We start from the raw sequence: 18,543 nt of genomic DNA, 5'->3' as shown, positions 1-18,543 counted from the left end.
GCAAGGCACAAGAAAGATTACTTGAACTTGATGCCATTTTCCTTCAATTTCTTGATGGTAGCTGGGCCAATTCCTTTCAAGGCAAGGAGTTCTTTTTCAGTCCAATTTTTGAAATCTGAAGCAGACTTGATTCCTTCATCATAGAAAGTTTTGGCACGGTCAAGTGGAAGTCCACCCAAGTTTGCTGCAAAATCTTCTACAGAATTGGCTACTTTTTGAGCTTGTTCTTTAGTAGCTTCTACTGCTTGTTCAACTTTTTTAGAAACAGCCTTACCAGCTTGGCTTGCTGACTGTTCTGCACGTTTCACGACTTTTTTTGTCTCTTCTACAACCTTAGTAACAGTACTTGAAAAAGCACCTGCGCGACGGAGGCTATTTCGTAATTGTTTTTTACGATTGAGTTTCTTTGACATGATAAAATCCTTTCAATAAAAAACCCCTGCTCTGACAAGGATTTAATATAAATATTCTATCAAGATTTTAGTAAAAAATCAAGAATCTATCTCGTTTAATAATTTTGCTCACCAAACAAGCCTTCTGGCAAATCATGAAATCCCTTGCCTGCTTTGAAGTTTTCAAACTTACCAAGCAAGAACTGATAAGCATCCAAGCGACTTTCGTAGCGAATCATGGCATCTTTGGCACGCTCGTCTTGGTCTTCTTCGTAGACTTTTTGGCTTTCCTTGTGCGCCATGTCATTGATCATGATTTGGGTATTGACCCAGGCTTCAAATTCCTTCATAAATTCTTGTTCGTAACTCATTTTTTCTCCTTATTCTAATCCACGGAAATAGTCCGTGTCAATCTCACGGTAGGGTTGAATATCCTGAACATACTCCAGCACACCTTGGAATTCTCCCTCTTCATCGTGCACTGCAGCGTAGGTAATATGAACAAACTTGCCTCGCGACTCAGACTTGAACCACATTTCATACTTATCCTTGACTCCTTCACGAAGACCCTTCATAATAGTCTTTACCTTGTCCAAGTACTTGGGAGGATGGCAGAGTTCGACATTGCGCCCAACTTGGGACGGTGTTCGTTTGAAAATCATCTCATCAGCTGGCGTATTGTCATTATAATACTGGAAAATATCGTCTTTATTGACAAAGGTAATCTCCATGGGGAGGTGATTGAGGATGAGATTGGCCTGCTCGACTGAAAGATAGCCATTGCCAAAAGCCTGCTGACTATGACGGTCCAGCACTGTTTCCTTTTCCTTAGGGGTAAAGGTAATGGTGAACTGGCCTTCTGGTGTATCAATAACTTGTTGCACTTGGCCTTCAGCTGTGTCTAGTTGCACGGGCTCCCCTGCACTCTTTTCCTCAACAAAGCGCTGACGTTCTGGCACCCATTTCTCAGACGGACGGATGATAGCATAGCCGTAAGCATCGCTCTCCTCCGCAATCTGAAGCCAGTCATCCTGAGTAAAGGACTCGAGGAGAATCATGAGAAGGATAGACTCTTCCTTGAAAATCATACTTTCGAACTCTGTCGCAAAGGCTTCAAAATCTTCCTTTACAGTGCTAATCGGCACTTCTGGTAGTGACTTGGCTGTCGCTAAAGCTGTTTGAAAGAGTTCCCTAATCTGGTCATCCACTCCCCACATAACTTTAGGAGGTGAATCGTGACCATAGCGCTCCATGATGGGGAAAAAGAGCTCTTCCTTGCGCTGGTAGTGGATGTCAAATTGACCTACAAGTCCCATCTGACGCACCAAGCCCTTGCGCATCTCCGCCAGCATTTCCTCGTCTTCCATAGATTCATAAGTATCTAACAATCTCCGAATGCGAATCAAGGCCGCACGGAGGGCCAGATTTTCTTCTTTGAAGACCCGAACTGGGTGACCTGGGTGCTCGGTATCTGCAACTTCGACATCCTTAACAGCATTTTTAAAAAGATTGGCATGGACATCACAGAGTTCCATGACATCTTCAAAGGTAACACCTGAGTCTGAGTTCATCAGCTCGTGCTCCATAAGGGAAATCTCGATTGCTGAAACACCTGTAAAGGTCGCATCAAAGCGCTCCTGAACCGACTCAGGAGAGGCACCATTATGCAATTCTAACAAAATATCCCGTAGGACATGAATCCGTTCATCTGCCATTAGTCTAATCCAATCACTTCGTAGCCATTAGCTTCCAGTGTGCGGACAATCTTGTCCATAGGAGTTCCTTCAAGCTTAGAACCCTGTTTGAGCGATACCTTACGACCAACTGTATTGCGCATCAAGGGATTGGCAAGAGGTTTAAAACCAAGCTCAACTAGAATTTCCAAGACTTCTGGATGCTTATCCACCACTTCTGCAACAGGAATTGACACATCGATGATATTGTCCATGACGACCTCCATTGTATGTTCTAAAATGATTTTACTGCTTTCATTATACCACAAGGAAAGAGATTAAAAAACTAGCAGTAGAGTTCCTGCTAGTTTCTTTCATTTTCAAGTTATTCCTTATCCTCTGGCTTAATGAGCCACCGAGCCGTATCCATTAGCTTATCTGCAATAAAGAGTTTTCCCAGACCGACAACGGCATGGTCATCTTTCTTTATCGTTTTCATTACTTTTACACCTTGCATGGTCAAAAAGTAATTACCATAGATTTTAGCAAAAGCTTTGATAGGGTTCATCTCACTCACCTTCGATTATTTCAACCTCTTTTCGGATTGTTTCAACATCTTCTTGATATTGAACTTCACTATAGTTTACTAGTTTGGACAACTCTTTTTGTAGCCTTTCACCCATTGTTTTCATGGTCGTAAAGGTTAATCCTCCAGAAATAACACCACCTAGAATAGGAATTACGATTCCCATTCCTTTAGTTAATCCTCCTTTTGTCAAGTTAACACCGAAAATTTTCAAGACTTTTTCCAAAATAGGATACCAAATCGTCTTTGTAAATGCTTTTTTGTTCACTACATTTATCATTTTTTTAGCTACTGTAACACCACTAAAGCGAAGTAGAGCACCCGCACCATCAACTCCTAACATCACACCAAGATACAATAAAAGTGTTTTTTTAGCTTCTTCATTCAATTCTTCTCGTGAGCCCCAAAGATCATCAAAGCCATATATATAACCTAATTCTTGTGCTAATTTCAGAGAAAAGCCATAAAATTGTGCTACATCAGTGGGAATAGTAATAGCCATAGCAATTCCACCAGGTAAACCTGCCAAAACAGAAGCTCCACTCGCTAGTAAGACATTTTCCTTAATACAAGCCTTGGCTACTCGATCCAAGGTTGCCTTAGGTAACATAGCAGTAGGACCTTGCTCAATTAACCTAGTAATGTTCTTACGTCCTAATTCTTTGGAAAACTTTTCAACTAAAAATTTCTCTCGATCAACTTTGACTACAGGCAATTTCACCACTTGTTGTAGCACTTGCATTACTATATCTTGTTTAGCCATATGTATCTCCATTTATCATTCTTATTAAACTTTATCATATCATACTATGATGTATTTACAAATTTTTTAAACTATTTTTTTGCAAATACAAATATAGCCATTGATAACTAGAAACGTACAAGTACCAAAAAAGAGGAGTGCACCCTCCTTCTTAGTTTTTATCCAGATTGCGTAGCATCTCGTCAATCTTGTTTCCATATTCAATGGATTCGTCTTTGACGAAGGTCAAATCTGGGAGATGTCACATCTTTTTATTAATAACGATACTTAGTTCCTATCATTATAAATCCATAATTTCTTTTTTCTTTCGATCAAATTCTTCCTGAGATAGTATCCCTGCGTCTAAAAGAGATTTTAGTTTTGTAAGTGCTTCGATTTGCTCATCTAATGATAGACTTGGTTTCATGGCTTTTTCATCTAAACTTTGAGCCATATTCATTCCAAATATCATGCCAGCACTATCACCTAGACCATGTTGCTCCACTCCTGATGCAATTTTTTGTTGTGCTGCAATATTAGAAGCTTTCTGCGATACATCATCATAAGCCTTTAAATTCATCTTATTTGATGAAAATTGTTTAACCAATTCTTTAGATTCTGGTGAGAACTCAATATTAGCAATGGCAACTTTTACAATCTCAAATCCAAAACGTTCTTTCCAAGTCCCTGCATACTGTCCATCATTCGATACTTGGGTTGCAAGAATTGAAGCTTGTGACGGCAATTGTGAAATACGATAAGTTGTGGACAAAGAATTGAGTGCAACAATAAAAGATTGGAGAAACTCTGTCACTATTTGTGATCTAGCTTGAGCACTGTCGAAAGTATAATAAGTCACATTGGCAGGAAGAAAATTTCTGATAAATTGCTTAGCATCTGTAATTTGGATAGAAAATGTTCCAAAAGCACGTACTTCTAAATCTGTACCATAAAACAAATCATTATACATGACTGGACCACGAGTCCCAAATTTAATATCACGAATTTCTCTCAAATCAACAAAACAAATCTGTTTTTGCTGATCACTTTGACCACCGAATCCAACACGATTAACAACATTGTCAAACAGTGACTTTTTCAATCCATCACCGTTAAAAACACTGCTCTCACCATTTTGATATTCATATCCACCTGGTTCTGTGACAATTTCCTCGATACCAGACTGACTAAAAATAAAGGCAGCAGTATTTTCCGGAATAAAAATCTTGGATCCGTTCGAAATAACACCTACAGATCCCTTCGTATTGACACCCCTACCATTATTACTTTCTTGAACAATACCGGGACTTACAGCTGTATGTTCATCAAAAGCTTGAACTGTGATAATTTCTTTCCACTGATCTGCAAATGTCCCACCAATAGAATCTGTGATTGCTTTTATCAACCCCATTTAATTGCCCCCTTATAAACTCTGCTCCATATCACAATAGGCACATCTCACTGTTTGCTTCACTTGACCTGACAAAGGTGCTCCACAAAAGCTACACTTGGTTGAAATCTTTTCTGGCTCTGCATCCTTAATCCCAAGCCCTGCTTTAAAAGTGTCAAATGTATCCTTAAATGTTTCTGCCAAAACATCTGCTCCAAACAAGCTACTATCTCCCAAGGTTTCAAAATTACTTGTATCACCTGAAATCAATTTAATAATGTTTCTAGCCCACTTGTCAGTATCCTTAGTATTATTAAATGAAAAGATAGCTTGCCCGCCATTATAATAAATTTCCAACCGTTTCATACCATTGGTTTTGGTTACTGAAACTTGAGGTTTCCCTTCAAAAATTTTAATCTGGTTAATAGGAATGGTAACCTGGTCTTTTTTCCCTCCCCAAAAACTTTTTTTGATATGTATTAAGTGTAGATTCGTTAAAATTAATTCATCTGTAGCCAAACCATTTTTCCCAAAACTCACATGGTCACTATTCATAACCATGTATTCATGTGGCAATAATTGATAATCCATATTGAACTCCACTCTTCCTATTAAAGACTAGCTTTCCACTGCTCCACTTGTTCATGTAGATTATCACGATAATCTTTTAGAGTCTTAATCACTTCTTCTTTTCCTTGAATCGGTGCTTTCTTGAGTGGACCATATTGTTTTTTCAGATCTTCCATCTCTTTTTTAGTGCTATCTTTCAGTTCTTGGATAGCAGCACTATCTTCTAAAACAGTCCCTTTAAAGGCTTCGTCTGCTTCTGTATAGTAATTATCGATTATTTTCTCATTCATAATCAAGTAATCTTCATAGGTTTTTATAGACTCAATTGTCGTATCGCTAACATCTTGTGGGTTAAAATCGCTTGAACTGAGTTTTTCTTTTGCTTTAGCAAACAACCCTTTCTTCTCAGAACTACTAGATGAAGCTTCTGTTTGATTCTCACTAGAAGAGCTACTTGTTTTTTCAGAAAGAGAACTACAAGCAACTAGAGTAGAGACGGAAAGACATAGCAAAGCTAAACGACAAACTTTTTTTACATTATTCATTAATAGAATCTCCTTTTATTTATGAAATCATCATATCATATTTGCTAAAAAAAAAAAAGCATTTTCTAATTAGCTAACCTTTAAAAATACAGAATTCTAGTTATAGTATATTGAATCTAGAATAGTAGGAAACGATTGCTAAAACATTTTTAGAAATTAATTTGATTTTCAATCCACTATAAAAGAATATTTTCCCATTTCAAATTCCACCTATTTTCCCCCACCAAAAAAGAGGGTTACCCCTCCTTTTTAGTTCTTATCCAGATTGCGTAGCATTTCGTCAATCTTGTTTCCATATTCGATGGATTCGTCTTTGACGAAAGTCAAATCTGGGATTTTGTACAATTTCAAATTGCGACCAAGTTCACGTTTGATAGTACCAGTTGCTTTTTCAAGCCCGATTTGGGCTTTTTGATTATCTGAAGCAAGGTTACTCAAAATGGTGTAGTAAACCTTGGCAACAGACAAGTCACCCAGCATCTGAACATCTGTGATGGTCACGCCTTGGACACGCGGATCACGGACTTTCTTTTGCAAAATCTCATTGACTTCACGCTTGATTTCCATGCCCACACGATCCGTACGGAAATGATTTGCCATGATATTCCTTTCTCTACTTTGAACCAAAAGCTAGGCCAGCAGACCTAGCTATTTTTAAACTTCTTGATTTTTAATTCAAATTGAAACGAAGTTCAATTTGAAATCATCTGCTTCTTTCGCCGTGGTGAAAGTGATGGAACTGATTTATCAGTCCCATCACAGGGGATTTTTGAGACCCTAGGCTCAAAAATAAGCAATGAAACCATCGGTTTGCTTGCGTCCCTCACCACCTAAGAAAGGAGCAAAAAATCTTATCTCTTAATTTCTTCCATGACATAGGCCTCAATCACATCATCAGTCTTGATATCATTGTAGCCATCAATCATCAATCCACCTTCACGACCGTTTGTAACTTCTTTGACATCGTCTTTGTAGTGTTTCAAGCTTGCGAGTTCACCGTCATAGATAACAACACCGTCACGGATAACACGGACTTTAGAGTCACGGGTAACTTTACCGTTGATAACCATGAATCCACCGATAGTTCCCACTTTAGACACCTTGAAGGTTTCACGGATAACTGCTTCACCGATAACTTTTTCTTCGAATTCTGGGTCAAGCATCCCTTTCATAGCTTCTTCCATCTCTTCGATAACCTTGTAGATAATGCTATGGAGACGGATTTCTACATCGTCAGCTTCAGCTTGTTGACGCGCTTGTGGTGTAGGGCGTACGTTGAAACCAACGATAAAGGCATTTGAAGCTTCCGCAAGGGTCACGTCAGATTCGTTGATGGCACCGACTGCTGAGTGGACGATAGTAACTTTGACACCTTCTACGTCGATCTTTTGAAGTGAGGCAGAAAGGGCCTCAACAGAACCTTGTACGTCGGCCTTGATGATAACGTTAACTGATTTGAGTTCACCAGCTTTAAGCGTATCAAAGAGGTTTTCAAGGCTGACACGTTGGGTAGCTTGACGTTGTTTCATGAGGGCACGTTTGGCACGCTCTTCACCGGCTGCACGCGCAGATTTTTCATCCTCGTAAACGGCAAAGTGGTCACCCGCCATTGGCGCTTCATTCAAACCTGTGATAGAAACTGGTGTTGATGGTCCAGCAACTTTAACACGACGACCAAGGTCATTGGTCATAGCACGGACACGACCGAAGGTATTTCCAACAACGATAGGGTCTTGAACATTCAAGGTACCTTGTTGAACAAGAAGGGTTGCGACCGCACCTTTTCCTTTATCCAAGCGAGCTTCGATAACTGTACCAATCGCACGAACTGTTGGGTCTGCCTTGAGTTCTTGGATTTCAGCCACAAGAAGGACTGTTTCCAACAATTCTTCGATGTTTTGGTTGAATTTAGCTGAAATTTCAACAAATTCAGAATCTCCACCCCAAGCAGTTGACATAACACCATGCTCTGCCAATTCACCGATAACGCGTTCTGGGTTAGCACCTGGTTTATCAATCTTGTTAATGGCTACGATGATTGGAACGTTGGCCGCTTTTGAGTGGTTAATGGCTTCGATAGTCTGAGGCATAACCCCGTCATCTGCCGCTACAACCAAGATAGTAATATCGGTAACAGAAGCACCACGCGCACGCATAGATGTAAAAGCCGCGTGTCCTGGTGTATCAAGAAAGGTAATCTTCTTGCCATTTTCCACGATTTGGTAGGCACCAATATGCTGAGTGATACCACCTGCTTCACCTGTCGCAACACGAGAGTTACGAAGGGTATCTAGGAGTGTTGTTTTACCGTGGTCAACGTGTCCCATGATCGTCACAACTGGTGGACGCTCAACTAATTCATCTTCATTGAGATAACCATCTTCGACAAAGAAACGTTCGATGTCGGCATTGTCCACTTCAACCTTTTGTTTGGCTTCGATACCGTAATCCACCATGAGGAGTTCAATTGTTTCCCCATCCAAAGATTGGTTTTGTGTGGCCATAACACCCATCATGAAAAGTTTCTTAACGATTTCAGCTGGTTCACGTTTGATACGTTTTGCGATTTCCGCAACGGTCATACCATCTGTATATTCAAATTCTGTTGGCAATTCATGGAATTTACGCTCTGTAACAGGTTTTGGAGTCTGATTACGATTGTTCTTGTTATTGCCTTTTTTGTTCTTTTTGTTGTTATTCCAGTTACTATTCTTTTGATTTCTCACTTGATTTTGACTACTTCGATTCTTTTGTTGTTTTCTAGGACCATCTTCTTCGTGATCATAATCATCACGTTCTTTGTCTGGTCGAGCTTGTTTTTTACGACGTGTATCCACTGGCGCTTCTTTAGCTACAGGAGCTGGTTCAACCACTGCTTGAACTTGTTGCGCTTGTTCAGCTAACTTAGCCACTTCTTCAAAGATTTCCTCTGGCTCCTTGCGTTTGTTAGCTTGAGCCAAGGCTTCTTTGGCAGCCTGAGTCTGCTTGAAACGTTCCTCACTTGAACGGGCATATTCTGCATTTTGCTCTGCTTTTAGGGCTGCTGCACGGGCTTTAAAGTCAATACGTGGAGCCGCTTGATGTGGACGTTTGTCCTCTTGTTGACGGCGCTCATTTCCACGATTTTGCTGACCTTGCTGTTTCTTAGCTTGGTCATTAAAGCGACGATTGTCGCGATTGCCTTGACCTTGTTTTCCACCATTACGGCCATCGTTTTTCTGACGGTTTCCGTTTTGTTGGTCACGGTTATTGCCCTTATTTTGCTTGCGTCGTTCTGCCTGTTCTTTGGCACGAGCTTCACGCTCAGCCTTAAAATTACGGCTTTGCGGTTTAGCTGCTACTTTTTCTGCCTTCGGAGCAACTTGCTCTGGCGCTTTTGCCTCTTCCTTAGCTACAGCTGGTTTAGCTGACTCAGATTTTTCGGCTTTCTTTTCTGCACTTGCTTTTGGTGCTGCAGGTTTTGCTTCGGCTTTCGGAGCAGCTGCAGGCTTAAAGCTGGCAGCGATTTTTGCAGCGACAGCTTCTTCCACACTTGATGAGTGGCTTTTCACATCCAAGCCCAACTCTTTTGCACGCGCTACAACTTCTTTACTTTCTTTTCCAAGTTCTTTTGCGATTTCGTACAATCTTTTCTTAGACAAATCATGTCCTCCTCTTCTATTCCATAAGAGACCTCATTTTCTTTGTAAATCCAGCATCTGTTACAGCCAAAACCTTTCTTGATTTTCCGACTGCTATGCTTAATTCCAGTGTTGAAAACACGGTTACAATTTCTACTTGATAATAATGACTTTTATCTTGAATCTTCTTGGTCAGATTGGGTCCAGCATCATGGGCTAGAAAGACCATCTTAGCCTTGCCGTCTTGAATGGCCTTGACCACTAATTCTTCACCCGATATAATCCGCCCTGCTCGCTGAGCAAGTCCCAAGAGATTGCTTATCTTTTGCTTATTCAAGTCCTAACTCTCTTCTTTTTACTTTGTGATCCACATAAGCGATCAACTCGTCATAAAAGCTTTCTTCCACTTCCATGTCAAAGCTACGGTTAAAGACCTTCTTCTTTTTAGCCTCTAAGGCTTCTGCATTGTCTAGCTTGATATAAGCGCCACGGCCATTGGCCTTTCCTGTCGGATCGATAAAGACTTGTCCTTCCTTGTTCTTGACAATGCGGAGCAAATCACGCTTATCAATCACTTCGTTAGACACAACAGACTTGCGCAAAGGGATTTTTCTCGTTTTCATCTTTCCCTCCTCTAGCAGCTTTTATTCTTCTACAGTATCGTTTTCTGCTTCCAAATCTACCGAACCAGCTTCTTCCATGGCTTCAAATTCGCTAGCAGACTTGATATCGATACGGTAACCAGTCAAGTGAGCTGCCAAGCGAACGTTTTGTCCACGACGACCGATAGCAAGAGAAAGCTTGTTATCTGGAACAACCACCAAGGCACGTTTGCTGTCGTTTTCATCAAAGATAACTTGGTCAACCTCAGCAGGAGCGATGGCATTGTAGATAAATTCAGCTGGATCTGCTACCCACTCGATAACGTCGATGTTTTCTTCGATTGGTACCATACGGTCGCTCTTAGCATCATAGCGAGCTGGGTGGAATTTGCTAGTGATTTTCTTGATGTTAGCTCCACCACGTCCAACGATTGTACCAATAGCGTCCACGTTTGGATTATGACTGCGAACTGCAACCTTAGTACGGTCACCAGCTTCACGAGCCACGCTCATGATTTCAACAGTTCCATCATAAACTTCTGGAATTTCTTGCTCCATCAAGCGTTTGATCATTTCTGGATGGCTACGGCTAACAAAGACGTTGACACCGCGAGGGTTGTCTTCAACCTTATAAACATAAACTTCAATACGATCATGTGAAGCAAAGACTTCTCCAGGAATTTGGTCTTGTTTTGACAATTGGGCTTCAATGCTACCAAGGTTGACATAGATGAAGCGGTTGTCAAAGCGTTCTACAGTACCAGACATAATTTCTTGTTCATGTTCTTTATAAGTATTGTAAGTGATGGCACGTGTTTGCTTGCGCATTTTTTCCATGATGGTTTGTTTGGCAGATTGGGCTGCTACACGACCAAACTCAGCAGGTGCTTCTTCAAACTTGATTTTGTCACCAAGTTCATAGGCTGAATTAATGGCAAGAGCATCTTTCAAGCTGATTTCCAAACGGCTATCAAATACTTCATCAACCACTTCACGGACAGTATAAACTGTAAAGTCACCTGTTTTTTCGTTAAAGTCAATAGCTACGCTATCAGATTGACCATAGCGTCTGCGATAAGCGGAACGAAGCGACTCTACTACTGCGTCGATGATGTCTTCTTTTTTGATTCCCTTGTCTTCTTCCAAAATGCGGAAGGCCTCTAGCATTTCTTTACTCATGTTTTCTTCACTTTTGAATCCTCAAAAGCTATCCTTTCTTTTTCTATAATTTAACCGCTAAACGTGCTTTTGATACCAAACTGTATGGAATTTGGACAGTTTTCTTACGCGTCTTGTCCATATATTCCATGGTCAACTCATCCTCTTCAAAGGCCAACAAGGTTCCTTCAAAGACCTTTTGCTTATCGATGGCTTGGTAGAGCCCGACATGGATGTATTTCCCAACCGCTCCAGCGACGGCATCCTTGGTTTTCAAAGGACGTTCCAAGCCTGGACTGGTAATTTCTAGGAAATATTGTTCTGGGAAGGGATCTGGCTTGATGGTGTCTAGGACAGGACTGATAATTTCTGTCAAGTCTGCCGTGTCGTTCAAGGTAATTCCTTCAGGTTTATCTACAAAAATACTGAGAATCATGTCACTGCCAATCTTTCCATACTCGATATCCACGAGTTCGAAAGGAGCCTCTATGACAGGTTCTACAACTTCTCTGACTAATTCTACGATTGTTGCGATTGCGTCCACCTCCTCATAAGCAAGAGGCGAAGATATTTCCCCGCCTCTCTTTTCATATTCTTACTCTTAGTATAGCACGTTTGCCAACTTATGTAAAGCAAAAGCACTTATACAGCCTGATTTTAGGCTATTTCTTAAAATTCTGCCTCAACTCGGTAGATAACTTGCCCCTTGTTGGAGAATTTTTGCTCGTATTCTGTCATAACATTGCCTTCAAAATCACTGGCATGTAAATCAAGCCAGACACCATTGAGCTTCATGCCATACTGAGAAAAGCTCACTAAACTGTACTCAAACAAGCCACGGTTATCCGTCTTGAAATGAATTTCTCCATTTTCAGGCAAGATACGTTTGAAGGTATCCAAGAATGTCTTGTAGGTCAAACGACGCTTTTCATGGCGTTTTTTAGGCCATGGATCTGAAAAATTCAGATACAAGCGATCAATTTCGCCATCTTCAAAGTAGTCAGTCAAGTCAGAACCATCTACCCACAAGAGCTTAATATTAGGTACTCCAACTTCAAGCACCTTGTCCAAAGCATAGCTCAAAACAGACTTTTGAATATCAATCCCGATATAGTTGATGTCAGGGTTTTGCTTGGCCATACCTGAAATAAAGGCACCCTTTCCACTTCCAACTTCCACATGAATGGGCTTATCATTGCCAAACAAGTTCCGCCATTTTCCCTTGGCTTCCAAGGGATTGAGGACCACATACTGGGGATTTGCCTCTAGTAATTCTGTCGCCCCTTTACGATTTCTAACTCTCATCTTCTCTTTCCATACTTGTCTCGGAAGTGACGTAAGCCATGGATCTCCCGATTGACATTTTCTAAATCTTGGTTCATATAATACTTGGAAATCTGGCTCAAATAAGACAATTGACCGTACCAATACAATTTACTTAATACCGTTTGATTGTACTTGTAACCGTAGTAGGTCAACCATTCCTTCCACTGATGTTCTGGAATATAATGGCAGAGCATATGGGCCACATCAAACATGCGGTCGGTCAAGCGAACCGAATCCCAATCTACCAAATAAATCAAGCCACTATCTGTCTCAATCCAATTACTATGTCGTACATCTCCATGGACAATGGTCGCATGGTCCTCTCTAAATCCTGGAATAGTCTGACGTAAATCAGCCATCACTTCACTGATAAAATGATTTTTACGCAAAGCATCTGGAGCCGTTTCCTGCCAAGACCGTAGTAAATCTACAGGTGTTTCCATGGCATATCCCAAACGACTCAACTGTGTCATCAACGGACGTGAGCGATGAAGACGGGTTAAGATATTGACGATTTGTTTACGATTCATATCATAGGGGGTCAATATCTTGCCTGTCAACCATTCTTGAGCACACATATCACGCCCATCTGCCAAACGGCGACTCCATAATAATTGTGGAGCAATTTGTTCTCTAGCTAGACCAGGTAGGATTGGAGAGGTGTTCATTTTTACAAAGATACGCTTCCCATCAGGATAGCTACCCATATAAGCCTTGCCACTTTTCCCAGGTATGGGAGTCAGTGTTAGCTCATTATCACCCAAATCCATTTCTTTCCTCCGTATAAAGTTTCCTTACTATTCTACTAGTTTTTGGCCTATTCGTCAACCGCTCCAGACCCGATTCTCAAAGAAAAGCCTCTGGATTGGCTTGGGTATCATTATAGAAAGAAAAAGGAAAGCACCGTCTTCTGCTTACCTTTTCATGATTTTTATAAATAATATAAGAGTGGCCAAGCATTGTAAAACATGTGAACTAGAGTAGAAACCCATAGGTTTTGGCTCTTTTTATAAGCAAAGCCCAGTAACAAGCCCCCAAGTAGATAAAAAATAAACGAAGGGACATTAGAAGGTCCATGCATGAAAGAAAAGAGAGAGGAAGTTAGCACAAGCCCTAACCAAGAATTGTCAAAAACGGCACCTTGAAGAAGTCCTCTGAAAATGAGTTCTTCCTGGATTGGTCCAAAAACTGAGGTAGTCAAAATCAAAGACAGGGAAATTCCTCTGCTGACTTCCGCCAAGTGTTGAACTCCCGCGCCAGAAGAAACAGCAAAGAAATGAATATAAACCAGTGTCTCAAGTACACTTAGAAGAAAGATTGCAATGAAAAGCAAAAGGTCTTTCTTGCTTAACATCCCAAAAGAAATCATTTCAAACTTTCTAGCATAAGTAACACTCAGCGAAGTTACAAGAAGACTTACAATAATCAGTGCAGGCTCATTTTGAAAAAAATCCCCATGGTTAATCGTATAAGGAACTGTAATGACGATTATTAGTACTAAAAATCCAAAACAAAAGGCATGAAATTTATCCAAAAACTTCATAAAATTATCCTCCTCACCAAACAGACTTCCCTACAAGTCATCCTTGAGCTCTAATCTTTCCAAAACAAACCATTTTATACTAACGTTGCCTTGTTGTACTCCAGTACAGCCTGCTACTAGTTTTTCCTTGGATTTTCATTGAATATAAGTTAAGAGTGGCAAACTGTTGTAAAACATATGGACTAGAGTAGAGACCCACAAATTTTGGCTCTTTTTATAAGCAAAGCCCAGCAACAAGCCCCCGAAAAGATAATAGCAAAACGAAGGAATATCATAAGGTTCATGCATGAAAGAAAAGAGAGAGGAGGTCAGCACAAGCCCCAGCCAAGAATTATCAAAAACCGCACCTTGAAGAAGTCCTCTAAACAGGAGTTCCTCCTGGATAGGTGCCAAAACTGTAGCACTAACAATAAAGGAAAGCGAAAGTCCTTTACTAGCTTCCTCAAGGTGTTGAACCGAAGCACCAGAAACAACTGAGAAAAAAGCATGATAGCTAATACTTACCAGCACAGTGAGAAGAAAAATTCCAATGAAGAGCAAGAGTTGTTTCTTGCTTAACATCCCAAAAGAAATCATATCAAACCATTTCGCATAGCCAAAACTAAGGAAAAGCAAGAGACTCTTTATAATAATGAATGTGTACTGGTGTTGAAAATAATCCCCTTGATTGACGGAATATCCCGCTGTACCAATGATTGCAAATACTAAAAATCCCAAAAATAAGGCATGGCACTTATTAAAAATTCTCATAAAACTAGCCTCCCCACCAAACAGACTTCCTACACGTCATTCTTTAGTTCTAGCCTTTCCAAAACAAACCATTTGAGTAACCAAAATCCGACCACGTAGCCAGCCCCTAAGAATATAGCCATTAAAGCTAGCATGGAATTTAGGGAATTAAAGACCACCGCAGATACAAAGGTTAGCACAAAAACATTAAAGGCAATGGTGTCAGAAGCCAAGACCAGAATATAGGGCGTCAACCAGTCTAAGGTTTTGGAATCTAGAAAAAATAAGCGTTTATACATGATGACCTCCTCTTATCAGACTATAGACTAGACGCAAGTTCTTCCCTACTTTTTATAATACTTCAAGCCCCAAATGAGTAGAAGCATAATAATCAAGCAGAGAATAGCGCCAATATAGGCAATTAGTTGTTGGTAAGATTCTCCTGCTGTGACACCTCTATACAAACAAATAATAGACATAAAACCTGTCAAGCCGATGAACATGAGTTGATTGGTTCTAGGACTAACCAAATCATCATCTTCAAACTTTCTTATCCTCATTTCTCTAGTGAGGTAAACAGTGACCAAAATAGAAGCCAAGTTAATAACCACTAAAAGAAATTGGAAAACCAAGGAAAAATTTAAAAACTGACGAGATAGAAATAGATAAGTAGAGACAAGCAAGGGCAACTGACCTAGGAACAATCTCGCAAGGAAGATGTTCCGTTTTTTAGCAAGAAAAGTTTTCATTTCTTTGATCCTTTCTTTTTAGTTAAAGCAAGATAGATTATAACCGCAATCATATAGGCTATGGTATAAAATAGATGATACCAAATACTCTCCCTAAGCGGATAAAGAAGGATAGACATGATCAGATACAGAACGAAAACGATAAGTATTTTTTTCTTCATAAAATTTCCTCCTAAATGTATGCTTTATATTAGTTTAGCTACAACCTTTACACTGCTAGTATAGCACTCATTTTGACCTTGGAACACTCAAATCATAAATGGTCATCAAAACATCTTGAATTGTAAAAAATTTAAAAAGCAAGCATGAAAAACATACTTGCCCTATGGAAACTTAACAATAAATAGAAAACTATTCACCCTCACTTCCGTCTGTTCTCATATATTCTCATAATCGCAACAAGGATACAGGCTGTCCCACTCGCCAAAACCAGGAGGGTAATGATAATGTTGAGAATTTCAGGCGTCCTCTCTATTCTGTTGACAAGACGGACTAAAGACAATACTGTCAATAAGAGTAAAGCTACTGACCCTGTCCGAATTAAAGAAGCCATTCGGTTCTCAACCGCATATAAAAATGATGGTAACATAACACAGGCTATAGCAATCACAAACAGGTTGCTCCCTGTTTCTTCTCCCTTGTTCACCACGGAAATCATGAGAAGATTCGATGCTATGATCAACGTAGAACAGATAATAAAAAAGGATTTCTTATTCATATAGGGTACCTCATATACTATGGCATTTTAATTGATGACTACAGGCAGTACTTCTTTCAACAAATCTTCTAATCATCAACTGACATCGAGTGAACCGTTAAAATCTGACGAAAGACTTGATTTTGACAGGTGGTATTTAGGCTGGTATTGGGATGACTTTCCACAATTTTCATGACGGTATAAAGGCCAACTCCTCTCTCCTCCCCTTTAGAACTTGCTCCAAAGGAGAAGATTTCAGAAATATCGATGCCCTCTTCTTTGATGGAGTTTTCAATGATAAAGGTCTCTTGTTCTCCATTTTTTAAAAAGGCAATTGAAACGTGAGGTTGACTGGCCTCTGCACTGGCTTCAATAGCATTGTCACAAAGAATAGACACAATGGTTAGAAAATCAAGCAGGCTCATCCCCTCAACCTGAATCTCCTCAGGAACTTCGACATTAAAGACTATGTTCTTATCTCTGGCTTTTAGAAATTTCCCTGCTAGAAGACTTTTGAGGGCTTTGTCACGAATATTCACCAATCGACCAAGGTCATATTTATTGTCCTGCAATTTTTCACTAGAATCCTTTAAGACCGAGTCGTAGACCTCTTTTATCTGCTCTATATCCTCCTCTTCAATCCCCAGACGTAAGCTGGTCAAGAGATTGGTATAGTCATGGCGAAAACTCCGGACTTCCTTGTAAAGTTCCTCTATATGCCGACTATAGCGTTCCATATCTCTGTAGCGCAAGTCCTGCTCTTGGTCCAATCTCTCATGGAGTTTGTCCTTCAAATAGGTATCCAGTTTCTTGATAATCCCCATAAAAAAGAGAAAGTAAAACACCAGAATCAGATGGCGAACAGTCTTTGATTGAATACCTTGTTCATATTCAAAGAAAGACAGACTTTGCATCACCAAATAGTACGCCCCCATTATCCAGTTAATCGTAGTCAGGGACTGTTGAAAACCTTTATCTAGAATCTCCCTTCTCAAGTTAGTGAAATCATAGTCCAACCATTTCAAAAAGACTAGGGAAATGAAGAAATTGAAAATTATTATACATAACCAAGCAAATGAGTAGTCATCATATACTTGCCCTTGTCCCAAAAATGGAAGCACAAAATAGGAAACACCTCTATGAAAGAGATTCACTAATATCATTGGAAAGAGACCATAAAAGAGAAGGAGTTTTTTAGGAAGTCCTCTTAACAATAAGAAAGATAAGCCTATGCCGTACAAGGGTTCCATAAAATAAAATAGGTAATTATATCCTACCATATATTCAATCATTAAAAAAACAAAGGCCAACAGTATCTTAAAAAGAAAAGCCTTAAAAATCCTCTCAAAAGTGATACCAATTCCATCCACCTTAAAGAAAATGACAATTTCTAGCCCATGAGTAACAAGTGTATACAATAATATCCAAGCAATATTCATAAACTCTCCTAGCTCAGTGTAAGTTATTGATAGCTTCAGACACTTCCCTGACCTTATAACGCGCTATCATACAGCTTCCGCCATTAGGAAAGAAAAGGAGTTTCTCTTTCTTATCCAAACGAACCACATTTGCAGGATTGATGAGAAAAGAGCGGTGGCACTGCAAGAGACGAGGCTCCTGCTTGAAAACCTCCTCTAAACTCGCTGTAAATTCCAGCCTGTCCGTCTTAGTATAGAGAATAACACGATGGGCTCTGGGCGACGTTTCGAGATAGTAAACCTCTTTAAAAGGATACTGGAATTGGGCAAATTTTGATTTAAAGTAAAAGCAATCTTCCGCCAGGCTCTTACTATCTTGACTATTGGCATAGAGGAGGGCTGTCTCGATTCGAGATTCAAACTCCTCTGCCGAAAGGGCTTTATCAATATAGTCTAAAGCTGACACTTGGTAGCGAAAGGACAGGGGCATAAACTCCGAGTGAGTTGTCACAAAGACGATGAGAGCATACGGATCCCGATCCCGAATCTTTCTAGCCACTTCCAGACCCTTCATCTCCTCATTTCGAATCTCAATATCCAAAAAGAATAGCTGATGGGCTCCCTTCTCATGCACCTCTGCCAGCAGTTGGTCTGCTTTCCCAAAGACTTCAAAAGAGCTAGGAGTGATATGATGTTCTTTCAAGAGTTTCTCAATGGTCGTTTCAATCCTAGTCTGTTGGGAAAAGTCATCTTCTAAAACAAATATTCTCATCTTTTTACTCTCCTTGTTTTAATTTCTTCCT

At 40.1% G+C, this 18,543-nt stretch carries 23 protein-coding genes and 1 pseudogene; all 24 read right to left on the bottom strand.

Annotated elements, in window-relative coordinates; all coding sequences use genetic code 11:
• Window positions 1-17: 17 nt before the first annotated feature.
• The 24 genes and pseudogenes from DXN33_RS00235 to DXN33_RS00105 all read right to left on the bottom strand — a co-directional run bounded on the left by DXN33_RS00235 (window position 18) and on the right by DXN33_RS00105 (window position 18,512).
• Window positions 18-413: a helix-hairpin-helix domain-containing protein gene (locus tag DXN33_RS00235; RefSeq protein ID WP_000038635.1), complete on the bottom strand. Its 396-nt coding sequence runs from the start codon at window positions 411-413 to the stop codon at window positions 18-20.
• A gap of 95 nt (window positions 414-508) precedes the next feature.
• Window positions 509-763, bottom strand: a complete 255-nt coding sequence (locus DXN33_RS00230) for a DUF1912 family protein (RefSeq protein WP_115903937.1) — start codon at window positions 761-763, stop codon at window positions 509-511.
• A gap of 9 nt (window positions 764-772) precedes the next feature.
• A complete protein-coding gene (locus tag DXN33_RS00225; protein ID WP_115903935.1) occupies window positions 773-2,107 on the bottom strand; it encodes a DUF438 domain-containing protein in 1,335 nt (444 codons plus the stop codon).
• Entirely contained in the window at window positions 2,107-2,340 is a 234-nt protein-coding gene (locus tag DXN33_RS00220) for a DUF1858 domain-containing protein (RefSeq protein WP_000368739.1), read from the bottom strand. The genes DXN33_RS00225 and DXN33_RS00220 overlap by 1 nt, the downstream gene beginning before the upstream one ends.
• A gap of 110 nt (window positions 2,341-2,450) precedes the next feature.
• Window positions 2,451-2,633, bottom strand: coding sequence for a hypothetical protein (locus DXN33_RS00215; RefSeq protein WP_115903934.1), 183 nt, complete (start codon window positions 2,631-2,633; stop codon window positions 2,451-2,453).
• A gap of 1 nt (window position 2,634) precedes the next feature.
• On the bottom strand, window positions 2,635-3,414 hold the full coding sequence (locus DXN33_RS00210) for a hypothetical protein (protein ID WP_181897257.1): 780 nt from the start codon (window positions 3,412-3,414) through the stop codon (window positions 2,635-2,637).
• A 151-nt stretch (window positions 3,415-3,565) separates the two neighbouring features.
• Window positions 3,566-3,652, bottom strand: a pseudogene (locus DXN33_RS00205) (ribosome-binding factor A); the annotation flags it as partial.
• A 42-nt stretch (window positions 3,653-3,694) separates the two neighbouring features.
• A complete protein-coding gene (locus DXN33_RS00200; protein ID WP_115903931.1) occupies window positions 3,695-4,804 on the bottom strand; it encodes an SPFH domain-containing protein in 1,110 nt (369 codons plus the stop codon).
• Window positions 4,805-4,816: 12 nt separating this feature from the next.
• On the bottom strand, window positions 4,817-5,374 hold the full coding sequence (locus tag DXN33_RS00195) for a hypothetical protein (RefSeq protein WP_053090677.1): 558 nt from the start codon (window positions 5,372-5,374) through the stop codon (window positions 4,817-4,819).
• A 20-nt stretch (window positions 5,375-5,394) separates the two neighbouring features.
• A complete protein-coding gene (locus DXN33_RS00190; RefSeq protein WP_001067003.1) occupies window positions 5,395-5,898 on the bottom strand; it encodes a hypothetical protein in 504 nt (167 codons plus the stop codon).
• A gap of 249 nt (window positions 5,899-6,147) precedes the next feature.
• Window positions 6,148-6,498: a 30S ribosome-binding factor RbfA gene (gene rbfA, locus DXN33_RS00185; protein ID WP_001273601.1), complete on the bottom strand. Its 351-nt coding sequence runs from the start codon at window positions 6,496-6,498 to the stop codon at window positions 6,148-6,150.
• A gap of 251 nt (window positions 6,499-6,749) precedes the next feature.
• Window positions 6,750-9,539 carry a translation initiation factor IF-2 gene (gene infB / locus DXN33_RS00180; RefSeq protein ID WP_115903929.1) on the bottom strand — a complete coding sequence of 930 codons (2,790 nt, stop codon included), beginning with the start codon at window positions 9,537-9,539 and terminating at the stop codon, window positions 6,750-6,752.
• 16 nt (window positions 9,540-9,555) lie between these two features.
• Window positions 9,556-9,855, bottom strand: coding sequence for a YlxQ-related RNA-binding protein (locus DXN33_RS00175; protein ID WP_001041392.1), 300 nt, complete (start codon window positions 9,853-9,855; stop codon window positions 9,556-9,558).
• Entirely contained in the window at window positions 9,848-10,141 is a 294-nt protein-coding gene (rnpM, locus tag DXN33_RS00170) for an RNase P modulator RnpM (protein ID WP_000857557.1), read from the bottom strand. Before rnpM ends, DXN33_RS00175 begins: the two co-directional genes overlap by 8 nt.
• A gap of 21 nt (window positions 10,142-10,162) precedes the next feature.
• Window positions 10,163-11,299 carry a transcription termination factor NusA gene (gene nusA, locus DXN33_RS00165; RefSeq protein WP_000032285.1) on the bottom strand — a complete coding sequence of 379 codons (1,137 nt, stop codon included), beginning with the start codon at window positions 11,297-11,299 and terminating at the stop codon, window positions 10,163-10,165.
• Window positions 11,300-11,342: 43 nt separating this feature from the next.
• Entirely contained in the window at window positions 11,343-11,822 is a 480-nt protein-coding gene (gene rimP / locus DXN33_RS00160) for a ribosome maturation factor RimP (RefSeq protein ID WP_001808691.1), read from the bottom strand.
• A 125-nt stretch (window positions 11,823-11,947) separates the two neighbouring features.
• On the bottom strand, window positions 11,948-12,583 hold the full coding sequence (gene trmB, locus DXN33_RS00155) for a tRNA (guanosine(46)-N7)-methyltransferase TrmB (protein WP_115903927.1): 636 nt from the start codon (window positions 12,581-12,583) through the stop codon (window positions 11,948-11,950).
• Window positions 12,580-13,374, bottom strand: coding sequence for a cell cycle regulator CcrZ (gene ccrZ, locus DXN33_RS00150; protein ID WP_115903925.1), 795 nt, complete (start codon window positions 13,372-13,374; stop codon window positions 12,580-12,582). Before ccrZ ends, trmB begins: the two co-directional genes overlap by 4 nt.
• A gap of 161 nt (window positions 13,375-13,535) precedes the next feature.
• Entirely contained in the window at window positions 13,536-14,147 is a 612-nt protein-coding gene (locus DXN33_RS00140) for a CPBP family intramembrane glutamic endopeptidase (protein WP_115903922.1), read from the bottom strand.
• A 135-nt stretch (window positions 14,148-14,282) separates the two neighbouring features.
• Window positions 14,283-14,897 carry a CPBP family intramembrane glutamic endopeptidase gene (locus DXN33_RS00135; RefSeq protein ID WP_115903920.1) on the bottom strand — a complete coding sequence of 205 codons (615 nt, stop codon included), beginning with the start codon at window positions 14,895-14,897 and terminating at the stop codon, window positions 14,283-14,285.
• Window positions 14,898-14,926: 29 nt separating this feature from the next.
• Window positions 14,927-15,175 (bottom strand): immunity protein BlpZ, encoded by a 249-nt coding sequence (blpZ, locus tag DXN33_RS00130; RefSeq protein WP_115903919.1) that lies wholly within the window; start codon window positions 15,173-15,175, stop codon window positions 14,927-14,929.
• A gap of 45 nt (window positions 15,176-15,220) precedes the next feature.
• Complete coding sequence (locus DXN33_RS00125) at window positions 15,221-15,625, bottom strand: hypothetical protein (RefSeq protein WP_020903123.1); 405 nt, start codon at window positions 15,623-15,625, stop codon at window positions 15,221-15,223.
• 786 nt (window positions 15,626-16,411) lie between these two features.
• A complete protein-coding gene (locus tag DXN33_RS00110; protein ID WP_115903914.1) occupies window positions 16,412-17,761 on the bottom strand; it encodes a sensor histidine kinase in 1,350 nt (449 codons plus the stop codon).
• 13 nt (window positions 17,762-17,774) lie between these two features.
• The gene (locus DXN33_RS00105; protein ID WP_115903912.1) at window positions 17,775-18,512 is read right to left on the bottom strand and encodes a LytTR family DNA-binding domain-containing protein; all 738 of its coding nucleotides are present in this window, start codon (window positions 18,510-18,512) and stop codon (window positions 17,775-17,777) included.
• Between the last annotated feature and the right edge of the window lie 31 nt (window positions 18,513-18,543).

The sequence above is a fragment of the Streptococcus sp. NM genome (genome assembly GCF_003390135.1).
GTDB lineage: Bacteria > Bacillota > Bacilli > Lactobacillales > Streptococcaceae > Streptococcus.
Note: the sequence above shows the minus strand (reverse complement) of the source record. Positions and strands in the feature narration are given on the sequence as shown.